Genomic DNA, 24,213 nt, shown 5'->3' with positions numbered 1-24,213 from the left:
GGTTCGGTCCCGTCCGGTGGCGAGCCCTAGGATGACACTGTCCGATTGCCGTCCATGAAACGGGTTGACGACTCATGTCCGCCATAACCCGCGACGAGGTCGCTCACCTCGCCCGCCTGTCACGGCTGGCGCTGGCCGACGCCGAGCTCGACCACTACGCCGCGCAGCTCGACCAGATCATCGCCGCGGTCGCGCGTGTCGCCGAGGTGGCCTCCGGTGACATCCCGCCGTCGTCGCACGCTCTGCCGCTCACCAACGTCTACCGGCCTGACGAGGCGCGGCCCTGCCTGACGCCGCAGGAGGCGCTGGCGATGGCCCCGGCGGTCGAGGACGACCGGTTCCGCGTGCCGCGCATCCTCGGGGAGGAGGCATGAGCCTCACCCGCAGGACCGCCGCCGAGCTCGGCGAGCTGATGGCCGCCGGCGAGGTGTCGGCCGTCGAGGTCACGCAGGCCCACCTGGACCGCATCGCCGAGGTGGACGGCAAGGTCGGCGCGTTCCTCCACGTCGCCGCCGAGGCGGCGCTGGAGCAGGCCCGCTCGGTCGACGCGCGCCGCGCCGCGGGGGAGGCGCTCGGGCCGCTGGCCGGGGTGCCGATCGCGCACAAGGACGTGTTCACCACCAAGGACATGCCGACCACGGCCGGTTCCAAGATCCTCGAAGGTTACCGGCCGCCGTACGACGCCACGGTGACGGCCCGTCTGCGCGAGGCGGGCCTGGTGATCCTCGGCAAGACCAACCTCGACGAGTTCGCGATGGGCTCCTCCACCGAGAACTCCGCGTACGGCCCGTCGCACAACCCGTGGGACCTCGGCCGCATCCCCGGCGGCTCGTCCGGCGGTTCCAGCGCGGCCGTGGCGTCCTACCAGGCGCCGCTGTCCACCGGCACCGACACCGGCGGCTCGATCCGCCAGCCGGCCGCGGTCACCGGCATCGTCGGCATGAAGCCGACCTACGGCGGTTCGTCACGGTACGGCCTGATCGCCTTCGCGTCCTCGCTGGACACCCCCGGCCCGTTCGCGCGCACCGTGCTCGACGCGGCGCTGCTGCACGAGGCGTTCTCCGGCCACGACGTGATGGACTCCACGTCCATCCACGCCGAGGTGCCGCCGGTGGTCGAGGCCGCGAGGCACGGCGACGTCGCGGGCCTGCGGGTCGGCGTGGTCAGGGAGCTGTCCGGCGAGGGCTACCAGCCCGGTGTGCTGGCCCGCTTCCAGGAGGCGGTGGACCTGCTGGAGTCCCTCGGCGCCAAGGTCACCGAGGTCTCCTGCCCGAGCTTCACCTACGCGCTGCCGGCCTACTACCTGATCGCGCCGTCGGAGTGCTCGTCGAACCTCGCGAGGTTCGACGGCATGCGGTACGGCCTGCGTGTCGGCGACGACGGCACCCGCAGCGCCGAGGAGGTCATGGCGCTCACCAGGGCCGCCGGTTTCGGCGCCGAGGTGAAGCGGCGCATCATGCTCGGCACGTACGCGCTGTCCAGCGGTTACTACGACGCCTACTACGGCTCGGCGCAGAAGGTCCGCACGCTGATCTCCCGTGACTTCGAGGCGGCGTTCCACCAGGTGGACGTGCTGATCTCGCCGACCACGCCGACCACGGCGTTCCCCATCGGGGAGCGCGCGGACGACCCCATGGCGATGTACCTCGCCGACCTGTGCACCATCCCGGCCAACCTCGCCGGAAACGCCGCCATCTCGGTTCCCTGCGGCCTGGCCGACGAGGACGGCCTGCCGGCCGGGTTGCAGATCATGGCGCCGGTCCTCGGGGACGACCGGTGCTACCGCGTCGGCGCCGCCGTCGAGAAGGCGTTCCAGGACCGCTGGGGCGGCCCGCTGCTGAAGGAGGCTCCGGCACTGTGACCACCACCCGCGCCACCATGCCGTTCGACGAGGCGCTTGAGCGCTTCGAGCCGGTGCTGGGCCTTGAGACCCACGTCGAGCTCGGCACCGAGTCCAAGATGTTCTGTGGCTGCCGCACCGAGTTCGGCGCGCCGCCGAACACCCATGTGTGCCCCGTGTGCCTGGCCCTGCCGGGTGCGCTGCCGGTCGCCAACGACAAGGCGATCGAGTCGACCATCCGCATCGGCCTGGCGCTGAACTGCGGCATCGCCGAGTGGTGCCGTTTCGCCCGGAAGAACTACTTCTATCCGGACATGCCGAAGAACTACCAGATCAGCCAGTACGACGAGCCGCTGTGCAGCGACGGCTACCTCGACGTCGAGGTCGAGGGCCGCACGTTCCGCGTCGGCATCGAGCGGGTCCACCTGGAGGAGGACACCGGCAAGTCCACCCACGTCGGCGGCGCCACCGGCCGCATCCACGGCGCCGACTACTCGATCGTCGACTACAACCGCGCCGGCATCCCGCTCGTCGAGATCGTCACCCGGCCCGTCGAGGGGGCCGGTCATCTCGCGCCTGAGGTCGCCAAGGCGTACGTCACCGAACTGCGCGAGCTGATGCGCACGCTCGGCGTCTCCGACGTGCGCATGGAGCAGGGCTCGCTGCGCTGCGACGTCAACGTCTCGCTGATGCCGCGCGGCGCGAAGGAGTGGGGCACCCGCACCGAGACCAAGAACGTCAACTCGCTGCGCAGCGTCGAGCGCGCGGTGCGCGGCGAGATCGAGCGCCAGGCGGCGATCCTCGCCGACGGCGGCCGCATCGTGCAGGAGACCCGCCACTTCCACGAGGACACCGGCGCCACCACCTCCGGCCGGTCCAAGGAGGAGGCGCAGGACTACCGCTACTTCCCCGAGCCCGACCTGCTGCCGATCGCGCCGGCCCCCGAGTGGGTCGAGGAGCTGCGCGCCACCCTCCCCGAGCCCCCGGCGGCACGCCGCGCGAGGCTCCAGGCCGAGTGGGCCCTGTCCGACCTCGACATGGCCGCCATGCGCAACGCCGGCGCGGTGGACCTGGTGGAGGCGACGGTCGCCGCCGGTGTGCCGGCGGCCGACGCGCGCAAGTGGTGGATGGGTGAGCTGGCCCGCCGCGCCAACGAGTCCGGCACCGCGCTGGCCGACCTGCCGATCACGCCGCAGCAGATCGCCAGGGTGGTCGAGCTGGTGGCCTCCGGCGCGCTCAACGACAAGCTGGCCCGGCAGGTGCTCGAAGGCGTGCTGGCCGGTGAGGGCACCCCCGACGAGGTGGTCGAGGCCCGCGGTCTGCGCATCGTGAACGACGAGGGTGAGCTGACGTCCATCATCGACGACGTGCTCGCCGCCAACGCCGACGCCGCCGACAAGGTGCGCTCCGGCAAGATCGCCGCGGTCGGCGCGCTGGTCGGCGGCGTCATGAAGGCCAGCCGCGGCAAGGCCGACGCGGGCCGTGCCCGCGAGCTCATCCTGGAACGCCTCGGGGTCTCCGGCTGACCCGGTCCGCCACCGCGCATCCGCCGCGCATCCGCCACGCACCCGCCGCGCCACAGTGATGTGGGGTGGCGGGTGCGGCATCGGAAGGGGGAGGAAATCCCTATGTGGTGGCGGTGGATTCATCTCGCGATGTAGAAGAATTTACGCGGGGTGGTGGTTTAGTGTGAGGCGGGGGAGTCGGGTTTCGAGTGGGAGGAGGCAGAGGCGTGCGTGACGCCGGACCTTCCGTCGATCCGCCGTCCGAGCCTTTCTTATCCACCCGCCGCAAGAACCGTTCCTCCGATGACCGTTCCCAAGGGGACGCCGAAGCCGGAGCGAAGAAGAAGCGCCTGCCGCGTGGGGTGTCACCGCTGCCGCCGGGGGTGTCCCCCGAGGTCTTCGAGCCCCCCGCGTCCGGCAGCCTGCCTGGTGCCGGTGTCCCGTCCGGTGGCGTCAACCGCTCCACCCCGTTGCCGCCGCCGGCACCCGAGGCCCAGTTGTGGACGGTGTCCAGCCGTCGTGGCGCGGACATCGGTGGCGAGCCGTCCGTCGTCATCGCGCCTGAGGCCCCCGAGGAGGAGCCGCCGAGCCGCCTGCGCACCCCGTTGATGATCGTCGGTGCGTTCGCGTTGCTGCTCCTGCTCGCCTACGCCGTGCCGGCCATGTACATGTGGGGCCGTGTCCTTCCCGGCACCCACGTGGCGGGTGTGCGGATCGGCGGCATGAGCGAGACCGCCGCCATCGACCGCGTACGCCAGCGGTTCGAGGGCCTGGAGCGTCAGCCTGTCCCACTGGTCGTGGACGGCCGGCGGGTCGGCGTGCTCGACCCTCAGGAGGCGGGCCTGGCGTTCGACGTGGAGGCCACGATCGCCTCGGCGCAGCGGGGCTTCCCGAGCCCCGTCGCAGTGGTGCGGGCCCTCACCAGCGACCGGGAGATCCCCCCGCTGATCTCGGTCAACACCGCCAAGTTCGCCTCGTGGCTGCGCGGTGTGGCCAAGGACGTCGACCACCCGGTGCGTGAGGGTGCCATCGTCTACACCGGGACCACGCCGAAGGTCGTCCCGCCGCGTGACGGCGTCGCGCTCGACCAGGGGGCCGCCGCCGAGGTGATCAAGGACGCGTTCCTGAGCCGTCCCCCGTCGATCACCCTGCCGGTCGTCCCGGTGCGCGCGCGGGCCGACACCGCGGCGTTCAACCGGCGGCTCACCATGGCGCGCGAGGCCGTGGCGGGTCCGATCACGCTGGTGAACGGCGCACGCAAGGTGTCGCTGTCGCCTGAGGTGATCGCCGCCAACCTCGTCTTCGTGTCCGACACCGGCGGGGTGGTGCGGCCGGAGTTCGACGCGAAGACCGCGGTCACCGGGTACGAGTCCGCTCTGGTCGGCTCCGCGCAGGCGGCCCGCGACGCCGGGTTCGTCATCGAGGGAGGCACGCCACGCCTGGTCCCGGCCCGCACGGGCCGGGGGGTGGACGTGAAGGAGCTCTGCACGGCCGTGTCGAAGGCGATCGCCAAGGGGGGAGATCGCACCATCCCGGTCGCCCTGGCCATCACCGAGCCGGCCCTGCGTGACGAGCAGGCCGCGAAACTCGGCATCAAGGAGCGGATCAGCCGGTACACCTCGGTGTTCCCGTGCTGCGCGGCCCGGGTCACCAACATCCAGCGTGCCGCCGACCTGCTGGACGGACACCTGGTGCGTCCGGGTGAGACGTTCTCGATGAACGAGGTCATCGGCCGGCCGGACAAGGCTCGGGGTTTCGTGCGTGCGCAGCTCATCGACGGCGACCGGCTCGCGATCGGCATGGGTGGCGGCGTGTCGCAGGTCGTCACCACGGTGTACAACGCGGCGTTCTACGCCGGCATGGCCGACCTCGAACGCGTCGCGCACGCGTTCCATGTGCGCCGCTATCCGGCCGGCCGGGACGCCGTGCTGTCCTACCCCGACCACGACATGCGGTTCCGCAACGACTCCGGCTACGGGGTGCTGATCAAGGCGGCGTACACCGACGCGTCGGTCACCATCGAGATGTGGAGCACCAAGCGGTACGAACGGGTGGAGCCCGAGACCTCACCGAAGTCCGGCATCACCCAGCCGCGCACGGTCACCGACGACTCACCCGGCTGCCTGCCGATGGACGGCGCGCCGGGCTTCACCGTCACCGTCACGCGAGCCTTTTACCAGGGGGGTCGTGTGCTGCGCCGCGACCAGCCCGTGATCACGGTGTACCGGCCGCGCGACCACGTGATCTGCGGGGCCCCGGTGACGCCGGACGACGAGCCCCCGGTGAGCGACGACCGGTCCGGCGTCCCCCCGTCACTGTCTCCCACGGGCCGCGACAACTCCAACGGGAACGGCGGCAGAGGCCGTAACGGCACCCCGCCGGGCCAGGACAAGGACCAGAAGAACGGTCTTCCGGCCGGTCCGAACAAGCAGTCGACCCCGCAGGGTCAGAACAAGGGCAAGAAGAAGGGGCAGGGCGGGAGCAGGTGAGCCGGTTCGCCGCTCACGACCCGGTCGTGCGATCCCTTCCACCGGCCGTCGGCTCGTCCCTGTTCAGCCGGTGGGGATGACCAGGATGCGGTCGTCGTCACCGTCCGGTGAGCCGCGGCCGTCCTTGTTGCTGGTGGTGACCCACAGGCTGCCGTCAGGAGCGCGTTCGGCGGCCCGCAGGCGTCCGTAGTCGCCGTCGAAGCGCGCGACCGGGGTGCCGAGGCCGCCGTCCTCGCCGACGGGGATCTGCCACAGGCGGGTGCCGCGCAGGCCGGCGGCCCACAGGGACCCGCCGGCGTACGCGAGGCCGGACGGTGAGGCGTCGGCGGTGGACCAGGTGACCAGCGGGTCGGTGAACTCGTCGCGTCCGCCGGCGCCTTCGACGGTGGGCCAGCCGTAGTTGCCGCCTCTCTCGATGCGGTTGATCTCGTCGTAGGTGTTCTGGCCGAACTCGGTGGCGAACATGCGGCCCTGGTCGTCCCAGGCCATGCCTTGGACGTTGCGGTGGCCGTAGGACCAGATCACGTTCTGGAACGGGCTCTCGGGGGGTGTCGCGCCGTCCACCGTCATCCGGAGGATCTTGCCGCCGAGTGAGCCGAGAGCCTGTGCGAGGGAACGGTCGCCTGCGTCTCCGGTGGCGGCGTACAGGTAGCCGTCGGGGCCGAATTCGAGACGTCCGCCGTTGTGGTTGCCGGCGGCCGGGATGCCGTCCAGGATGGTTTTGGGGTCTTTCAGGGTTTTGTCGTATCGGTAGCGGACGATCCGGTTCTCGTTCACTGCCGTGAAATAGACGAAGACGTAGTGGTCTTTCGGGAATTCCGGTGACACGGCGACTCCGAGCAGCCCTCCCTCACCGGAAGGAGAGACACCGTCGATCGTCCCGACCGTGCTCACCGCACCTTCCGGCGTCACCCGCAGCAACCGCGCCGAGTCCCGCTCGGTCACCAGCGCGTCGCCGTCCGGCAGGAACGCGATGGCCCACGGCACACTCAGACCCTTCACCAGGGTCCGCGGCTCACCCGGCTTCGCGACCGCCGTCCCGTCCTGCGACGGGGCTCCTGTCGCCGATGTGGCGCCTCCCTCCGGTACGGCCTCGCCACGCGTGCATCCCGCAGCCAGCGAAATGGTGAGCACCCCCACGAGAGCGCGGCGTCTCAGGTCAGCGAGAGGACGCCGGGTTCCCGGAGTGGTGGTCGATGTCCAGACGTTCATGTGGGACCTCCTCAGTGCTCAGTACTGCTGCCCCAGCGGCGGAGGTTCCTGCGCCGAGGACGGTTCTTCCAGTCTCAGGCCCGCCGTGACCGGAGGTGAGGAGGGTTAGGGTTGGGGGTCATGAGGGTTTGGGCTCCGTCGCAGGATGTCGCGGGTGTTCTGGTCGATCTGCCGGATGTCGAGTGCAGTGTCTATGACGGGGGGGACACGCCGCCTGAGGGGGCCGAGTCGGTCGAGGTGTGGATTCCGCCGTTGATTCCGCCGGGGCCGCTTCGGGAGATGCTCGGGAGGATGGCGAAGCTGCGGCTGGTGCAGACGGTGACGGCGGGGGTGGAGCCGTATCGGCCGTACATTCCCGACGGGGTGATCCTCTGCAACGCTCGCGGGGTGCACGACGCGGGGACGGCGGAGTGGGCCGTGGGGGCGATGATCTCGGTGGTGCGAGACTTCCCGGCGTTCACCCTGGCGCAGCGGACAGGGGAGTGGACCTACCGGCACACGGGGGTGCTGGCGGACTCGACGGTGCTGATCGTGGGGTACGGGTCGATCGGTCAGGCGCTCGAACGCAGGCTCGCGGGGTTCGAGGTGGAGGTCGTGCGGGTCGCGCGCACGGCGCGTGAAGGGGTGTACGGCATGGACGACCTGCCGGCGCTGCTGCCGCAGGCGGACGTGGTCGTGCTGCTGGTGCCGGTGACCCCGGACACGGTGAAGATGGTGGACGCGGGGTTCCTCGCGCGCATGAAGGACGGCGCGGTGCTGGTGAACGCCGCACGCGGGTCGGTCGTGGAGACCGACGCACTCGTGGCGGAGCTCACCGCCGGACGGCTGCGCGCCGCGCTCGACGTGACCGACCCCGAGCCATTGCCGCAGGACCACCCCCTGTGGACGGCCCCCGGCGTGCTGATCACCCCGCATGTGGCAGGCAGCACACCGGCCTCCGTGCGGCGCACCTGTAAACTCGTCCGGTCTCAGATGCTGAGATACTTGTCCGGCGAACCGCTGAACAACGTGATCACAGGGTCGTATTGACCGTCCTGACAGGAGTTGCTGACTCCGACCGATAGGAAAGCAAACCCGGAACGTGGCTGCGTCGTGACCTCCGATGCGTACGGTGAATCTCACCGCGCGACCGTCCGGAGGCATAAGGGCGCTTATCAGATCGGTGACGACTGGGCGGTTGCCGCCTCCCGCACAGCCGGGAGGACGCGACACTTGGCGACGTGACAGGGATGAGCCGCATGGGCGACGACGTTGATCGGGCTTCGTGACCCCCGGGTCCCGTTGACCGCCGCCGGCCTCGCCGCGGTGGCGCTGGCGGCTGCCCTCATCTGGAACGGCTCCTCCGCGGTGCTGGCGGCGGCGGCCACGGTCGTCGCGGGGGTCCTCGCGGCGGCGTCGCTCGGCGTCGCCTCGGTGAAGGCCACCCGTTCCCCGCACCGCTCGGCCTCGTGGCGCTGGCTCGCCGCCGGCGCGGCCATATGGGCCGCCGGCGCGGGGGTGCGGCCGCTCGCCGAAGGCACGCCGTTCGTGCTGACCTTCGCCGACCTGCTTTTGTTCGTCGGCACCGCGCTGCTCGCCATCGGCGCGGCCCGCGCCGCGCGCCGCCGCGCGTACGGCCGGTCGCTGCTCCACTACATCCTCGGCGCCTACCTCAGCGGCGCCTCGGTGTTCGCCGTCTGCTGGGTGCTGCTGCTCGGCCCCGCGTACGCCGACGCCGACGAGCCCGGCACGCTGGTGCTGCCGGTGTTGTGCCTGATGGCGGCGTGCGCCGTCGCGCCGGCCGTGCTGGCGGCGCGCTCGGCGGGCCGCAGGGTCGGGGTGGCGGCCCTCGTGACGCTCGTGGCGATCACGGCCGAGGAGTTCGTCACGGCCCTCGGCCGCCTTGAGGGAGGCGGCACGACGCCGCTCGCCGTGCTCCCCGCCTGCGCCGCGTTGCTCCTGCTCGCCGCCGCGCCGTGGTCCGGCCGCGCGCTGATCCGGCCCCCGCGTCCCGTGGCGGACGTGGTCGTCGACGGCCTGCCGCTGGTGCTCGCCGGCGCCGCCACCGTCGTGCTCGCCGTCCGGGTGATCACCGGTGTGCCGGCCCGGCCGGTGGCCGTGCTGCCTGTGGTGGCCGCGTCCGTCGTGCTGGTGCTGCTGGTCAAGGTGTTCTTCCTCGCGCTGGCCACCGCCGGCATGCGCGGCACCATCGAGTCCGGCGAGCGCCGGCTCATGCACATGGCCGAGAGCGCGGGTGACCTCGTGCTGGTCTGCGACCCCGACGGCATGGTCCACGAGATGGGCCCCGGCGTGGAGGCCCTGTACGGCTACCAGCCGCAGGAGCTCGTCGGCCGGTCCATCTTCGACTATGTGCACTCCGAGGACGCCGAGGCCGTGCAGTCGGCGTTGCGCGCCATGTCCGACGACGAGACGGCCGACCGGCAGACCGCCTGCCGCCTGTCGTGCCGGGTGCGTGCCGCCGACGGCACGTGGCGGCCCGCCGAGTCGGTCGCGACGCGGCACCCGAGCGAGGGTGAGGACCTGGTGCTGATCTCCACCAGGGACGTCAGCGACCAGGTGGCGCTGCGCAACCAGGTGGCCCACCTGACCTTTCACGACGGCGTGACCGGCCTGCCGAACCGCGCCTACTTCGAGGAGCGCACCCGCGAGGTGCTGGCCCGCCATGCGGGCGGCCGTACCGCGGTGGTGTTCCTGGACCTCGACGGCTTCACCGGCGTCAACGACTCGGTGGGGCACGCCGCCGGTGACCACCTGCTCAGCCAGGCCTCCCGCCGCCTGCGTTCGGTGCTGCGCACCGGGGACACGCTGGCGCGCTGGGGTGGCGACGAGTTCGCCGTGCTCATCGAGGCGGCGGCGGGCCAGCCGGACGACGCGCGGGTGGCGATGGAACTCGCCGAGCGCATGGTGCGCGCGGTGTCCGCCGAGTCGTTCCGGGTGGCCGACCGCGACATCGTGCTCACCGCGAGCGTCGGGGTCGCGTTCGCCGACGAGGAGATCACCGCAGGCGACCTGATACGCAACGCCGACGTCGCCACGGCCCGCGCCAAGGAGCTCGGCGGCGGCCGGGTCGAGGTGTTCGCCGCGCACATGCACGCCGACGTCGTACGCCGCCTGGAGCTCGCCGCGGACCTGCGGCGCGCGCTGCTCGCCGAGCAGTTCGCCGTGGAGTACCAGCCGGTGGTCGACCTGGTGACCTCCAGGGTGATCGCCGTGGAGGCCCTGGTGCGCTGGTGGCACGCCGGCACGTACTCGCCGCCGAGGCAGTTCCTCGGCGCGGCCGAGGACACCGGCCTGATCGTGCCGCTCGGCGAGTGGGTGCTGGCCCAGGCGTGCCGCGACGTGGCGGCCTGGCGCGCGTCGGCGTGGGACATCGGGCTGTCGCTCAACCTGTCGACCCGGCAGATCACCGCGCCGCGTTTCGTGGAGACCATCGAGGCGGCGCTGGCCGAGAGCGGCCTGCCGCCGAGCGCGCTCACCCTCGAAGTGATCGAGGAGATGCTGGTCGAGGACGCCGAGGAGGTCGTCGAACGGCTGTCGCGGCTGCGTGAGCTCGGCGTGCGGCTCGCCATCGACGACTTCGGCACCGGCTACGCGTCGCTGGCCCTGCTGCGGCGCCTCCCGGTCGACATCATCAAGATCGACCCGTCGTTCGTCTCCGGCCTCGGCAGGGACGACGCGCTGACCATGCTGACCCGCACCATCGTGCGCGTGGGTCACGACCTCGGCCTGACCGTGGTGGCCGAAGGCATCGAGTGTCCCGAGCAGCTCGAACTGCTGCGTGAGATGGGCTGCACGCGCGGCCAGGGCTACCTCGTGGCCCGTCCGACGGACGCGCGCGGCATCGAGACCCTCATGCCGGCCGGCCTGTCCCCGCTGCAGAACACCGCCTGACCGCGACACGCGTGAACGCACGGCTCCACGTCCCGGCACGACCGCGGGGACATGGGTTCCGCCGTCCGGATCGTGAGACATGTGTCCGGGGATTTGACACCCCCGCACGCTCAGGGGCTAAGGTTGCGGCATGCATATCACTGGGGACTTCAGCGCCGGGCCCTCCCGGTTCCTGGACGTAGTACTTCGCCGGCGCGCAGGCCGCTGACGAAGAGTCCCCAGCCTGCGCGCAGCCCCAGCGCCGCCATCCCGGCGGGCGGGGCCTTTTTTATGGCCACACGCAGCTCAGCCAGGCAAGGAACGAGCCGATGACCGAACAGATGACAGGTGCGCAGGCCCTCGTCAGGGCACTGGAGCAGGTCGGGGCCGACACGGTGTTCGGGATCCCGGGCGGCGCCATCCTCCCCGCCTACGACCCGCTCTACGACTCCACCAAGGTCAGGCACGTGCTCGTACGCCACGAGCAGGGGGCCGGCCACGCCGCCGAGGGGTACGCGCAGGCCACCGGCAAGGTCGGGGTCTGCATGGCGACCAGCGGGCCCGGCGCCACCAACCTGGTGACCGCCATCGCCGACGCCTACATGGACTCGGTCCCGATGGTCGCGATCACCGGCCAGGTCGCGACGCCGCTGATCGGCACCGACGCCTTCCAGGAGGCCGACATCTCCGGCATCACCATGCCGATCACCAAGCACAACTTCCTGGTGACCGACGCCGGTGACATCCCCCGGATCATCGCCGAGGCGTTCCACATCGCCGCCACCGGCCGTCCGGGACCGGTGCTCGTCGACATCGCCAAGGACGCGCTGCAGGCCACCACGACGTTCTCCTGGCCGCCGGTCATGCGGCTGCCGGGGTACCGGCCGGTGACCCGGCCCCACTCCAAGCAGATCCGCGAGGCGGCCCGGCTGATCGGCGAGGCCCGCCGTCCGGTCCTGTACGTCGGCGGCGGCGTCCACAAGGCGCGCGCGTCGGCGGAGCTCGCGGAGCTGGCCGAGCTGACCGGCATCCCGGTCGTCACCACGTTGATGGCCAGGGGCACCTTCCCCGACGGTCACCCGCTGCACCTCGGCATGCCCGGCATGCACGGCACGGTCGCCGCCGTGGGGGCCCTGCAGCGCAGCGACCTGATCATCGCGCTCGGCACGCGTTTCGACGACCGGGTGACCGGCCGGCTCGACACGTTCGCGCCGCACGCCAAGATCGTCCACGCGGACATCGACCCCGCGGAGATCTCAAAGAACCGCCACGCCGACGTCCCCATCGTCGGCGACTGCCGCGAGGTGCTGACCGAGCTGCTGGCGGCCGTGCGGCATGAGCGCGCCGAGGGCCGCAAGGGTGACTACTCGGCCTGGTGGTCCCTGCTGGACGGCTACCGCGACACCTACCCCCTCGGGTACGACGACCCCGAGGACGGCACGCTGTCGCCGCAGCACGTCATCAAGCGCATCGGTGAGATCGCCGGCCCCGACGCCATCTACCTGGCGGGGGTCGGACAGCACCAGATGTGGGCCTCGCAGTTCATCAACTACACCAAGCCCGGAGCGTTCATCAACTCCGGCGGCGCCGGCACCATGGGGTTCGCGGTGCCGGCGGCGCTCGGCGCCAAGATGGGCCGGCCGGAGACCGAGGTGTGGGCCATCGACGGCGACGGCTGTTTCCAGATGACCAACCAGGAGCTCGCGACCTGCGCGCTGGAAGGCGTGCCGATCAAGGTCGCCGTCATCAACAACGGTAACCTCGGCATGGTGCGCCAGTGGCAGACGTTGTTCTACAACGAGCGCTACTCCAACACCGACCTGCAGGCGGTGCGCCGCATCCCCGACTTCGTGAAGCTCGCCGAGGCCTACGGTTGTGTGGGCCTGCGCTGCGAGCGTCCCGAGGACGTCGACGCGGTGATCGCGAAGGCGAGGGAGATCACCGACGTGCCGGTGGTCATCGACTTCGTCGTGCACAAGGACGCCATGGTCTGGCCCATGGTGGCCGCCGGCACGAGCAACGACGACATCAAGTTCGCCAGGGACCTGGCTCCGGTGTGGGACAACGAGGAGGACGCATGAGCCGCCACACGCTGTCGGTTCTCGTCGAGAACAAACCCGGTGTGCTCGCACGGGTGGCCGCGCTGTTCAGCCGGCGCGGCTTCAACATCGACTCCCTGGCGGTCGGGCCGACCGAGCACGACGACGTGTCCCGCATGACCATCGTCGTGAACGTCGCCGAGCTGCCGCTCGAACAGGTCACCAAGCAGCTCAACAAGCTGGTCAACGTGATCAAGATCGTGGAGCTCGACCCGTCGCAGTCCGTGCAGCGGGAGCTGACACTGATCAAGGTCCGGGCCGACGCGGAGAACCGCTCGCACGTGCTCGAGCTGGTGCAGCTCTTCCGCGCGCGGTGCGTGGACGTCGCCACGGACGCGGTGACCATCGAGGTCACCGGCACGCCGGACAAGCTCGCCGCCTTCATCAGGGTGCTCGAGCCGTTCGGAATCAAGGAGCTTGTCCAGTCGGGCATGGTGGCCATCGGCCGCGGTGCGCGTTCCATCACCGATCGCTCGCTCCGGGCCCTGGACCGCAGCGCGTAGCCGTACGGCGACGCCGGGGTGAGCCGTACGCAAATCCATTGAAAGGCATTGGCAGTGACTGAGATCTTCTACGACGACGACGCCGACCTGTCGATCATCCAGGGCCGGCACGTGGCCGTCCTCGGCTACGGCAGCCAGGGCCACGCACACGCGCTGTCGCTGCGTGACTCCGGCGTGGACGTCCGGGTGGGCCTGCCGGAGGGCTCCAAGAGCCGCGAGAAGGCCGAGAACGACGGTCTGCGCGTCGTCACCCCGGGGGAGGCGGCCGAGGAGGCCGACCTCGTCATGATCCTCGCGCCGGACCACCTGCAGCGCGCGCTGTACGCCGAGCACGTGGCGCCGAACCTCGTCGAGGGTGACGCGCTGTTCTTCGGCCACGGCCTGAACATCCGGTACGGCCTCATCGAGCCGCCGGCCGGTGTGGACGTCGCCATGGTCGCGCCGAAGGGCCCCGGTCACCTGGTCCGCCGCCAGTTCACCGCCGGTCGCGGCGTGCCGGTGCTCGTCGCCGTCGAGGCGGACGCCACCGGTAACGCCTGGCCGCTCACCCTGTCGTACGCCAAGGGCATCGGCGGCACCCGCGCCGGCGCGCTGAAGACGACCTTCACCGAGGAGACCGAGACCGACCTGTTCGGCGAGCAGGCCGTGCTGTGCGGCGGCGTGTCCGAGCTGATCAAGACCGGTTTCGAGACGCTCATCGAGGCGGGTTACCAGCCGGAGGTGGCGTACTTCGAGTGCCTCCACGAGATGAAGCTGATCGTGGACCTCATGTACGAGGGTGGCATCTCCAAGATGTACTGGTCGGTGTCCGACACCGCCGAGTACGGCGGCTACACCCGCGGCCCGCGGGTCGTGAACGCCGAGACCAAGGCCGAGATGCGCCGCATCCTGGACGAGGTCAAGTCCGGTGCGTTCGCGCGTGAGCTGGTCGCCGAGTTCGACGGCGGCCAGGGCAACTTCCGCAAGTACCGCGAGGAGCTGTCCGGCCACCCGATCGAGGAGACCGGCGCCAAGCTGCGTCCGATGATGAGCTGGCTCAAGGAGAAGTGACGTCCGCCGCGTCCGCGGCGTTCACGGCCCCGCCTGGTGTGCTCCAGGCGGGGCCGTTCCGTTGCCTTCAGGTCAGCACTGCACCGGGTCTCCAGGTCAGCACTGCACCGGTTTGCGCCATGAGCACTCCAGGTCCCCGTCGTCCTGCTGATGAGTGCGCAGCGGTACGGCGGTGGTGACGTCGGCCGGGGTGTCCCTGCTGAACCGCGCGAGGCGCACCGCGATGGCGTCCTCAAGGTTCTTCGGCGACGCCGACAGGTAGTCGTTGATCAGGACGGAGAACACCAGCGGCTCGCCGTCCGCGCCGGTGACGTACCCCGACAGGCCGGTGACGCCGGTCAGCGACCCCGTCTTGGCGTGCACGTTGCCGGCGGCGGGGGTGCCGGCCATGCGGCTGCGCAGGGTGCCGCCGGTGAACCGGTCGGACACGCCGGCGATCGGCAGCGCGTCGTACCACGTGCGGAACCACGGCTTGCCGCGCAGCGCGATCAGGTACGCGGTCAGCTCACCCGGCGTGAGGCCGTCGACGCGGGACAGCCCTGAGCCGTCGCGGAACCTGGCCATGCTCACCCCGGCCGCCGCGGCGAACTTCGCGACCACGGCCAGCCCGGCGTCCCAGGTGCCGGACCCCGACACCTCGCGGCCCATCGTCTTGACGAGGATCTCGGCGTGGATGTTGTTGCTGAGCTTCATGAACGGCACCAGCAGCTCGCCGAGCGGCATCGAGGCGCGCTCGGCGACGCTCGCGGCCGACGCGGGGGAGGCGCCGCGGCGGGTCGGCCCGTGCACCTTGACGCCGTGCCTGGCGAGGGCCGCACGGAACAGCGACGCGGCGTACCCGGTGGGGTCGTCCACCGCGATCCACTCGTCGTAGCGCGCGGCCACGGTGCCGGTGACGAGGATCCGGCCGGTGCCGTGGACCCTGGTGACGAGCACGTCGGTCTTCGCGCCGGTCGTGGCGCGGTTGTCGATGGTGACGTGCGAGGTCGGCGGGGTGGTGGTCACCTTGGCCTTGGCGCCGGCCGCCGGGCCCGGAGCGACGGACACGATGACCGACCCGGCGTCGAAGTCGGTGTCCGGTGCCGCGGTGAGCGCGGAGATCTGCGCCGCGTAGTAGTACGGCTCGTCGTCCTGGGCCCAGTCGGTGCCGAGCCGCTGGTCGTCGAACCATGTGTCGTCCGCGACGAGCCTGCCGGTGACGACCTTCACCCCGGCCGCCGCGACCTTGGCCGCCAGCGCGTCGTAGTCGGCGGCCAGCATCGTCGGGTCGCCGGTGCCCTTGAGGTACAGGTCGCCGTCGAGCGTGCGGCCGGAACGGCGGCCCGTGCTCAGCACACTGGTGGTGAAACGGTGATCGAGACCGAGGGTGTCCACGGCCGCCGCCGAGGTGAGCAGCTTCATGTTGGAGGCCGGCGCGAACAGCTTGCCGGCGTCCTGGCCGTACAGCTGCTCGCCGGTCGCCGCGCTCTTGACCACGACCCCGGCCTTGGCCACCGTGAGCCGCGAGTCGTTCAGTAACCGGTCGAGGTCCTGCACCAGGTCCGCCACCCCCGGCGGCGGGTCCGCCGCGTTCGCGGGGACGGCGACGCCGGAGGCCCATGTCAGGGTGAGTGTCAGCAGCACGGCCGTGAGCGGGCCTGCCGTTCGTCGTGGCATCCGCACGGTTCCTCCAAGGTCGGTGGCCGGGGGTATGCCAAGGATCCTGGGAAACCGCCGCCGCCGCGGCAATACGAAAATGTTCGTATCTTGAGGGAGGTTCACCGCCGCCGGTCAAGGGCCGCGGCCACTGGAGCGCTCTACTGCGGCGCGCAGACCAGGAAGGCGCACTCGCCGAAGCAGATCTCGTCGCCGGCGTGCACCCGCGCGGGCCCGACCAGACGCCAGCCGTTCAGGCGGGTGCCGTTGAGCGAGCCGAGGTCGACCAGCAGCCAGGCCTCGCTGTCCCTGCGCAGCTCGGCGTGCACACGGGAGACGGTGAGGTCGCTGAGGATGAGGTCGCACTCGGAGCCGCGGCCGACGACGTACCGCGTGCGGTTGTCGCCGGGGAGCGCGAGGCGGGGGAGGCGGGGACGGCGCCAGGCCGTCTCGATGCGGGTGGTGAGGTCGGACACCGAGGCGACGGCGTCGGTGAGCCTGCGCCGCCATCTGCCGCGCGGCGGCAGGTCCGACATCAGGTCGGTCAGCTCGCCTCGGTTGCGCGCGCGCAACGCGCGGTCGACGCGGCCGAGGAAGGTGTCGTGGGAGATCTGACCGTCGAGCGCATGGTCACGGAGCTCGTTGATGGCGCGATCACGGTCGCCATCGGAGGCGCGCACAGGCGGATGCGACGAGCTCATGTCCCGAGTATCGGCCCGCCACCGGCGGAGTGTCCAGATTATGCGGGATATGGTTCCCCGGCGTCGTGGGACGCCGGGGAAGCCTGTGGATACGGCGTTTTCAGGCGGGCCGTGGGGTGGCGGCGGCCTCGTCCAGGTGAGCGGAGGTCAGCCGGTACTTCAGCGTCATGAGCACCCCGGTGAAGATGATGACGGCCGGGACGATCGTGTCGGCGAGCAGCACGGCGTCCACCGCGCTGCCGGGCTGCGTGACGGGGTTCTCGGGGTCGGAGGAGATGAAGCCCCCCATGGCGATCGCGCCGCCGAACACCAGCGCGCCGAGCGCGCTCACCGCGCTCTCCACCGCCGTCCACAGGCCGGTGAACACGCCGCCTCTGCGCAGGCCGCTCACCAGTGAGTCGTGCGCGATCACGTCGGCCAGCATGGAGAACTGCAGCAGCGTCAGCCCGGCGTACCCGAGGCCGACGACGAACATCGCCGCGTACGCGAGCCACGCGCCGGCGAGGGGGGTGAGCACGGCCGCCAGCGCTCCTCCCATGAACAGCGCGCCGGAAAGGACCATCGCGCCGCGCTTGTCGAGCCTGCGCGCCAGCCACACCCACAGCGGCATGGTGAACAGCATCGGCCCGACGAGCGCGGCGAACAGCAGGCTGGTCGTGCCGGGGTCGCCGAGGATGTACGCCGCGAAGTACGGCCCGCCGGCCAGCATCACCCCGGCGGCGAGCGTCTGCGCGCTCGACAGGCCGAGCAGCCACAGGAACGGCTTGCTGGCCCGCGCGGCGGCGATCTGCTCACGCAGGGTGCCTTCGGACAGGACGCTGCCGGTCAGCGGCGCGTTGCGCGTGCCGAAGAACGACGCGATCATCGCGGCGAACAGGATGGCCGCGAAGATCAGCCCCATCGAGCGGTAGCCGTCCAGCGTGCCACCGGCGATGGCGGGGGCGAGGATGCCGCTCAGCGCCACGGCGATCGCGACGAACACCATGCGCCACTGGAGCAGCGAGGTGCGCTCGTGGTAGTCGTCGGTCATCTCGGCCGGCATCGCCTTGTACGGCACCTCGTACAGCGCGTACCCCGTCGCGGCGATCAGGAAGAACAGGCCGACGAACAGCGCGGCGCCTGTGCCTTTCAGCGGAGGGCCGATGAAGGTCAGCGCGAAGGCGACCGGCAGCACGGCCGCGCCGGCCAGCAGCCAGGGACGCCGGGGGCCCCACCGTGAGGTGGTGCGGTCCGACCACCGGCCGACGAGCGGGTTGAGCACGAGGTCCCACGCCTTCGGCGCGAAGACCACGACACCCGCCAGCCACGGGGGTACGGCGAGCACATTGGTCAGGTAGAAGAGGAGCAGCAGACCGGGGATGGCGGTGAAGGACGCCGTGCAGAACGACCCCACCCCGTAGCCGAGGCGCACACCACGGGAGACGGCGTGCGGTCGGGGGGTTGCCGTGGATGGCAGCATTGCGTCATTACAGCCCAGCCGATGCTCGACTGACCAGACTTTCCCCGTGTGCGAGGGTCACCGATGCGTCACAACTGCGCGGCCCGCGTGGTGCGGAGGCGTACGCGCAGGTCACGGCGCGTCCCCGCGTGGCGCGGGGACGGCCGGTGCCTTCTAGAAGTCGCGGACGTCGGCGCAGACCACGTGCGCGCCGAGCTCGATCATGCGGCGTTCGGTGTTGGCGTCGGCGACCCGCGCCATGAGCACCGGCGCCTCGCTCGCGGCGAGCTGCGGCAGCCGGGCCCTGACCATGCGGTGCAGGTCGCGCACGATGTCCTCGGCGGCACGGGTGTGCACCTTGACGTGGAGCATGATGCCGGACGACCCGGAGACCGTGCGAGCCTCGGAGATCCACACGTGGTGGACCAGCGGGAAGTCCCGCAGCAGCTCGGCGATGGCGAACCGCAGCGCGGGGAGTATCGGGTGGTGGCACCGCTTGTAGCCGGGGTCGACCTGCTGCATCGGGCCCGACAGGTGGGGCCGCGGCGCGGGGATCCAGGCGCGCGCCGCGTCCTCGGTGCGGTTCGGCACGGGTGCGGTCAGGGTCTCCCCGTAGCCGCGGGCCTGGGACGGCGGGCCGACCGACGCCATGGCGCCGGTGGCGTACGCGGTGGGGGAGGCGCTGGACATCGCGGGGGTGTGCCTGGCGTTGCGCGACGAGGCGAGGTGACGCTGGAGGTCCTCGATCGGGACGGCCGCGGCGGCGGGGCCTGCCGCGTCGATCACGATCTCGCGTACGCCGGTCACCCGCTGGATGTCGAGGATCGTCTCGGCGTCGCAGGCCGACAGGGCGTGGTTGCCGCGGTGCCGCATGTAGGTGTCCTGGCCCGTGTAGCCGAGCAGGACTCGCTCACCGGTCTGGGTCGTGCCGAGGACGACGGACCGATCCGGCCGCACGGCCACCAGGATGCCCCATTCGGCCAGCGCCGCGAGCAGTCGCTGCGGGCTGCCGTGCTGCGCGAGCACTTCTCCGAGAGCGGGGTTCCCGATGCTCATACTGCACACGATAGGTAGTGGGACACAGCTTATCAGCCTAATCGTCAAGAAATGTTGTGATCAATACCAACTTGGCGACTTGCGGGTGGAATCCAGTTTAGGGGGGTACCCCGGGTCCTCGTCTCGTATGCCGGACGCTCGTGAGTTGTTTCACAAGCGGGGATAGACTCTGGCCTTGTCCGTGCATCCGCACTTCCTGAAGGACCCACCAGTGAACAAGCCCGTCGTCCTGGTCGCAGAAGAGCTGTCCGAGGCAGGGCTCGCCCTGCTCGGGACGGACTTCGAGGTCCGTCACACCGACGGCGCCGACCGGTCCAAGTTCCTGCCCGCTCTCGCCGGGGTGGACGCGCTCATCGTGCGCAGCGCCACCCAGGTGGACTCCGAGGCGCTGTCCCACGCGCCGAGCCTGCGCGTCGTCGCCAGAGCCGGGGTCGGCCTGGACAACGTGGACGTCGAGGCGGCCACCAAGGCCGGTGTGATGGTCGTCAACGCGCCGACGTCCAACATCACCAGCGCCGCCGAGCACACCGTGGCGCTGATCCTCGCCAGCGCGCGCAACGTGGCCCAGGGCCACGCCGCGCTGAAGAACGGTGAGTGGAAGCGGTCCAAGTACACCGGTGTGGAGCTGGACGCCAAGGTCGTCGGCATCCTCGGTCTCGGCCGCATCGGCCAGCTCGTCGCGCAGCGGCTCGCGCCGTTCGGTGTGGAACTCATCGCCTACGACCCCTACCTGCAGCCGGCCCGCGCCGCGCAGATGGGGGTGCGCCTCGCCTCCCTGGAGGACGTGCTGCGCCAGGCCGACTTCATCACCGTCCACCTGCCGAAGTCCAAGGAGACGCTCGGCCTGATCGGCGACCGCGAGCTCCACCTGGTCAAGCCGTCGGTGCGCATCGTCAACGTCGCGCGCGGCGGCATCGTGGACGAGAGCGCGCTGTACGCCGCGATCAAGGAGGGCCGCGTCGCCGGCGCCGGCATCGACGTGTTCGCCAAGGAGCCCTGCACCGACAGCCCGCTGTTCGAGCTGGACAGCGTGGTCGTCACCCCGCACCTCGGCGCCTCCACCCACGAGGCCCAGGAGAAGGCCGGCACGCAGGTCGCGCGCAGCGTCAAGCTGGCCCTGGCCGGCGAGTTCGTGCCGGACGCCGTCAACGTCCAGGGTGGCGCGGTGGCCGAGGACGTCAAGCCGGGCCTGCCGCTGGCCGAGAAGCTCGGCCGGGTGTTCACCGCGCTGGCCGGCGAGGTCGCCACCCGGCTGGACGTCGAGGTGCGCGGCGAGATCGCCTCGCAGGACGTGCGGGTGATCGAGTTGGCCGCGCTCAAGGGTGTGTTCACCGACGTCGTCGAGGACTCGGTGACGTACGTCAACGCGCCGCTGCTCGCCAAGGACCGCGGCGTGACCGTCGAGCTGGTCACCAGCGACGAGAGCCCCGACTGGCGCAACGTCGTCACCGTACGGGGTGTGCTCGCCGACGGCCGCACGGTCTCGGTGTCCGGCACCCTGTCGGGGCCGCGTCAGATCACCAAGATCGTCGAGGTCAACGGCTTCCAGATGGAGATCGAGCCGACCGACCACCTCGCGTTCTTCGACTACACCGACCGGCCCGGCATCGTCGGCATCGTGGGCCGCATCCTTGGCGAGCGCCAGGTGAACATCGCCTCGATGCAGGTGGCCAGGGACGCCAAGGGGGGCAAGGCCCTCATCGCGCTGACCGTCGACTCGGCCATCCCGTCGGAGGTCGCCGACCAGATCGCGCAGGAGATCGGCGCCGACGGCGGCCGCACGGTCGATCTCGGCGACTGACGCCGTTCTTATGGCTGCTGTGAAACGGTCGGAAACAGGTTGATCGCGTCTGTTTCCGAAAGGCCCGTCATCCTCCCAGGTTGACGGGCCTTTTTCATCTCAGTATGACGGTCAAGTATCTCACATGGTGAGATAATAGGTCGTCCTAGGAGACAGCGCGGGAACCGCCGGGTACCGTGAATGGTGATGACGTGCCAGGTACGTGTACTCGTGACCTGCCGCGGCGGGGCCTGACGCACCACAGGCCGGCGACCCGTCGCGGTGCGTGGTGTGCCCGCCGGCCGGTTACCGGTTCTTTCGTCCGCGACCCGGATTACGGACCGGATCCCGCCGGGTTTCGCCGACCCAAAGCTGTTCATCCAATTTGTCCGCGCCATGTGCCGACGGGCTTCGCCGTGCCGTCGGACGCGACCGCGAAACAGAGACGACGAAAGAGCGCCGTGATGTACGACATGTATCCGTGGGACCGTGCCGAAGAGCACCACCACCACACCGACGAAGAGACGCCGGACCCCGTGCAGACGGCCCTGGACCGTCGCGACAACGGCGGCGAGCCCATCCGCTGACGCGTCTCGTTCACTGAGATGTGTTGTTCGGCCAACGAGACGGCCCTGTAAGGTACCAGCATGCGGGATTCCCACGACATCCGCCTCGCGGTCATTCCGGGAGACGGCATCGGCAAGGAAGTGGTCGACGAGGGCCTCAAGGTGCTCGACGCGCTCGGCCTCAAGGCCGAGACCACGACGTACGACCTCGGCGCCAGGCGCTACCACGCGACCGGTGAGACCCTTCCCGAGGAGACCCTCGCCGAGCTGCGTGGCTACGACGCCATCCTCCTCGGCGCGGTCGGCGACCCGAGCGTGCCGCCAGGCGTGCTGGAGCGTCAGCTGCTGCTCAAGCTGCGCTTCGAGCTCGACCATTACGTGAACCTCCGGCCCGTCAAGCTCTACGCCGGGGTGGACACCCCGCTCGCGGGCTCCCCGGAGATCGACATGATCGTCGTCCGCGAGGGCACCGAAGGGCCGTACACGGGGGCCGGTGGCGTGATGCGCCGCGGCACCGCGCAGGAGATCGCCACGCAGGAGAGCTTCAACACCGCGTTCGGAGTCGAGCGGGTCGTCCGCTACGCCTTCGAGAAGGCCGTCACCCGGCCGCGCCGCAAGCTGACCCTCGTGCACAAGACCAACGTGCTCACCTACGCCGGCGACCTGTGGTCCCGCGTCGTCGAGCGGGTCTCCACCGAGTACCCCGAGGTCGCCACCGACTACTGCCACGTCGACGCCGCCTCGATGTTCTTCGTCACCCAGCCCGAGCGGTTCGACGTCGTCGTCACCGACAACCTGTTCGGCGACATCCTCACCGACATCGGCGCCGCCATCGCCGGCGGCATCGGCCTGGCCGCCAGCGGCAACATCAACCCCGCGCAGGCCGGCACCTCCTCGTGGGCCCCGAGCATGTTCGAACCCGTGCACGGCAGCGCACCCGACATCGCGGGCCAGGGCAAGGCCGACCCCACGGCCACCGTCCTGTCCGTCGCCATGCTGCTCGACCACCTCGGCCTGACCGGCGAGGCCGCTCGCGTCGAGAAGGCCGTGGCCGACGACCTCGCGGGCCGGCAGGTCGCCGGCATCGTCCGCACCACGCGTGAGATCGGCGACGACCTCGCCGCACGAGTATCCGGCTAGGGGCCGACCCGACGCCGCAACCCACGCGCACGGTGGCCCGCCAGAGGGTCCGCCGTGCGCGTTTTCGCGTCCGGCGGTGCACTCAGTGGGCCACACTCCCGTTTGCCCAGATGTTGCAGTAGTTTCCCGTTACCAGGTCCGTCGCACAATGGACACAAGGCGCGACCTCCGCAAGAAGATAAGGATCTTCGACATGACCACCGCTCCGCAGCTCAGCTTCGACGTGCAGCAATCCGAGTCCGCGCGCACTCCGGCCGAGCGCGAGCGCGTACTCGCCGACCCGGGGTTCGGCACCCATTTCACCGATCACATGATCAGCATCGACTTCACCGAGGGCCGCGGCTGGCACGACGCGCGCCTCACGCCGTACGGCCCGCTGACCCTGGACCCCGCCACGTCGGTGTTCCACTACGCGCAGGAGCTGTTCGAGGGCCTGAAGGCCTACCGGCAGGCCGGCGGCTCGATCGTGACGTTCCGGCCCTACTCGAACGCGGCGCGCTTCAACCAGTCGGCGGCCCGCATGGCGATGCCGGAGCTCCCCGAGGACGTGTTCGTCGAGTCGCTCGAACTGCTCGTGCAAAAAGACCGCGAGTGGGTGCCGACCACCGAGGGCCACAGCCTGTACCTGCGACCCTTCATGATCGCAACGCAGCCGGCCCTCGGCGTGAACTACCCCTCCAGGACCTACCGGTTCATGGTCATCGCCTCACCCGCCGGAGCCTACTTCACCGGCGGCGTGAAGCCCGTCTCGGTCTGGCTGTCGCGCGACTACACCCGCGCGGCCCCCGGCGGCACCGGGTTCGCCAAGTGCGGCGGCAACTACGCCGCGGCGTTCGTCGCGCAGCGCCAGGCGGTGGAGAACGGCTGCGACCAGGTGGTGTGGCTCGACGCCTTCGAGCACCGCTACGTGGAGGAGATGGGAGGCATGAACCTCTTCTTCGTGTACGGCGACCGTCTCCTCACCCCCGCGCTCACCGGCACTCTGCTTCCCGGCATCACCCGTGACTCGGTGCTGACCCTCGCGGCCGACCTCGGGCTCAAGGCCGAGGAAGGCAAGCTCTCGATCGAGGAGTGGCGGGCCGGCTGCGAGTCCGGCGAGCTGACCGAGGTCTTCGCCTGCGGCACCGCCGCGGTGATCACCCCGGTCGGCAGCGTCAAGGGCACCGACGGCGGCTGGACCGTCGGCGACGGCACACCGGGCCCGCTGACCATGCGCCTGCGCGAGTCCCTCATGGCCGTCCAGTACGGCACCGCTCCCGACCCGCACGACTGGGTCCACAAGATCTGCTGACGTGCCGGCGGCCCGTCCCGGCTCTGACCCGGGACGGG

Annotated in this window: 17 protein-coding genes and 1 pseudogene; 13 read left to right on the top strand and 5 right to left on the bottom strand. The window is 70.7% G+C overall.

The genetic code is table 11. From position 1 onward, the window contains the following. The first annotated feature begins 74 nt into the window (after positions 1-74). From gatC to BJ992_RS26915, 4 genes are all read left to right on the top strand, one after another. Complete coding sequence (gene gatC, locus BJ992_RS26930) at positions 75-374, top strand: Asp-tRNA(Asn)/Glu-tRNA(Gln) amidotransferase subunit GatC (protein WP_184985685.1); 300 nt, start codon at positions 75-77, stop codon at positions 372-374. Beyond that, positions 371-1,861 (top strand): Asp-tRNA(Asn)/Glu-tRNA(Gln) amidotransferase subunit GatA, encoded by a 1,491-nt coding sequence (gatA, locus tag BJ992_RS26925; RefSeq protein ID WP_184985683.1) that lies wholly within the window; start codon positions 371-373, stop codon positions 1,859-1,861. The genes gatC and gatA overlap by 4 nt, the downstream gene beginning before the upstream one ends. Then, complete coding sequence (gene gatB / locus BJ992_RS26920; RefSeq protein ID WP_281390724.1) at positions 1,822-3,366, top strand: Asp-tRNA(Asn)/Glu-tRNA(Gln) amidotransferase subunit GatB; 1,545 nt, start codon at positions 1,822-1,824, stop codon at positions 3,364-3,366. Before gatA ends, gatB begins: the two co-directional genes overlap by 40 nt. A gap of 206 nt (positions 3,367-3,572) precedes the next feature. Next, positions 3,573-5,834, top strand: a complete 2,262-nt coding sequence (locus tag BJ992_RS26915) for a VanW family protein (protein ID WP_184985681.1) — start codon at positions 3,573-3,575, stop codon at positions 5,832-5,834. A gap of 63 nt (positions 5,835-5,897) precedes the next feature. On the opposite strand, the gene BJ992_RS26910 is transcribed toward BJ992_RS26915, so the two are convergent. Then, entirely contained in the window at positions 5,898-7,046 is a 1,149-nt protein-coding gene (locus tag BJ992_RS26910) for a PQQ-dependent sugar dehydrogenase (protein WP_184985679.1), read from the bottom strand. A gap of 120 nt (positions 7,047-7,166) precedes the next feature. On the opposite strand from BJ992_RS26910, the gene BJ992_RS26905 reads away from it, so the two are divergent. The 5 genes and pseudogenes from BJ992_RS26905 to ilvC all read left to right on the top strand — a co-directional run bounded on the left by BJ992_RS26905 (position 7,167) and on the right by ilvC (position 14,568). Then, complete coding sequence (locus tag BJ992_RS26905) at positions 7,167-8,075, top strand: 2-hydroxyacid dehydrogenase (RefSeq protein ID WP_184985677.1); 909 nt, start codon at positions 7,167-7,169, stop codon at positions 8,073-8,075. 222 nt (positions 8,076-8,297) lie between these two features. Further along, the gene (locus tag BJ992_RS26900) at positions 8,298-10,937 is read left to right on the top strand and encodes a putative bifunctional diguanylate cyclase/phosphodiesterase (protein WP_246496781.1); all 2,640 of its coding nucleotides are present in this window, start codon (positions 8,298-8,300) and stop codon (positions 10,935-10,937) included. A gap of 296 nt (positions 10,938-11,233) precedes the next feature. Then, a pseudogene (locus BJ992_RS26895) lies at positions 11,234-12,997 on the top strand (acetolactate synthase large subunit); the annotation flags it as partial. After that, on the top strand, positions 12,994-13,518 hold the full coding sequence (gene ilvN, locus BJ992_RS26890) for an acetolactate synthase small subunit (RefSeq protein WP_184985672.1): 525 nt from the start codon (positions 12,994-12,996) through the stop codon (positions 13,516-13,518). The pseudogene BJ992_RS26895 and the gene ilvN, both read left to right, overlap by 4 nt. 63 nt (positions 13,519-13,581) lie before the next feature. Next, on the top strand, positions 13,582-14,568 hold the full coding sequence (gene ilvC / locus BJ992_RS26885) for a ketol-acid reductoisomerase (RefSeq protein ID WP_343072993.1): 987 nt from the start codon (positions 13,582-13,584) through the stop codon (positions 14,566-14,568). 96 nt (positions 14,569-14,664) lie between these two features. Here the strand turns inward: ilvC and dacB are convergent, their stop codons facing one another. The 4 genes from dacB to BJ992_RS26865 all read right to left on the bottom strand — a co-directional run bounded on the left by dacB (position 14,665) and on the right by BJ992_RS26865 (position 19,398). Then, positions 14,665-16,224, bottom strand: coding sequence for a D-alanyl-D-alanine carboxypeptidase/D-alanyl-D-alanine endopeptidase (gene dacB / locus BJ992_RS26880; RefSeq protein WP_184985668.1), 1,560 nt, complete (start codon positions 16,222-16,224; stop codon positions 14,665-14,667). A gap of 140 nt (positions 16,225-16,364) precedes the next feature. Next, entirely contained in the window at positions 16,365-16,904 is a 540-nt protein-coding gene (locus tag BJ992_RS26875) for an FHA domain-containing protein (protein ID WP_184985665.1), read from the bottom strand. A gap of 100 nt (positions 16,905-17,004) precedes the next feature. Continuing rightward, entirely contained in the window at positions 17,005-18,363 is a 1,359-nt protein-coding gene (locus BJ992_RS26870; RefSeq protein WP_184985663.1) for an MFS transporter, read from the bottom strand. A 153-nt stretch (positions 18,364-18,516) separates the two neighbouring features. Beyond that, positions 18,517-19,398 (bottom strand): hypothetical protein, encoded by an 882-nt coding sequence (locus tag BJ992_RS26865; protein WP_184985661.1) that lies wholly within the window; start codon positions 19,396-19,398, stop codon positions 18,517-18,519. A gap of 211 nt (positions 19,399-19,609) precedes the next feature. Here BJ992_RS26865 and serA point away from each other — a divergent pair, with 211 nt between their 5' ends. From serA to BJ992_RS26850, 4 genes are all read left to right on the top strand, one after another. Continuing rightward, the gene (serA, locus tag BJ992_RS26860) at positions 19,610-21,199 is read left to right on the top strand and encodes a phosphoglycerate dehydrogenase (protein ID WP_184985659.1); all 1,590 of its coding nucleotides are present in this window, start codon (positions 19,610-19,612) and stop codon (positions 21,197-21,199) included. A gap of 443 nt (positions 21,200-21,642) precedes the next feature. Further along, the gene (locus BJ992_RS34005; protein WP_281390473.1) at positions 21,643-21,765 is read left to right on the top strand and encodes a hypothetical protein; all 123 of its coding nucleotides are present in this window, start codon (positions 21,643-21,645) and stop codon (positions 21,763-21,765) included. 60 nt (positions 21,766-21,825) lie between these two features. Next, a complete protein-coding gene (locus tag BJ992_RS26855; protein ID WP_184985657.1) occupies positions 21,826-22,884 on the top strand; it encodes a 3-isopropylmalate dehydrogenase in 1,059 nt (352 codons plus the stop codon). A gap of 184 nt (positions 22,885-23,068) precedes the next feature. Further along, positions 23,069-24,175 (top strand): branched-chain amino acid aminotransferase, encoded by a 1,107-nt coding sequence (locus BJ992_RS26850; RefSeq protein ID WP_425503736.1) that lies wholly within the window; start codon positions 23,069-23,071, stop codon positions 24,173-24,175. The last annotated feature ends 38 nt before the right edge of the window (positions 24,176-24,213 follow it).

Origin of the sequence: Sphaerisporangium rubeum, assembly GCF_014207705.1 — a bacterium.
In the GTDB taxonomy this organism is placed as follows: Bacteria; Actinomycetota; Actinomycetes; order Streptosporangiales; family Streptosporangiaceae; genus Sphaerisporangium; species Sphaerisporangium rubeum.
Note: the sequence above shows the minus strand (reverse complement) of the source record. Positions and strands in the feature narration are given on the sequence as shown.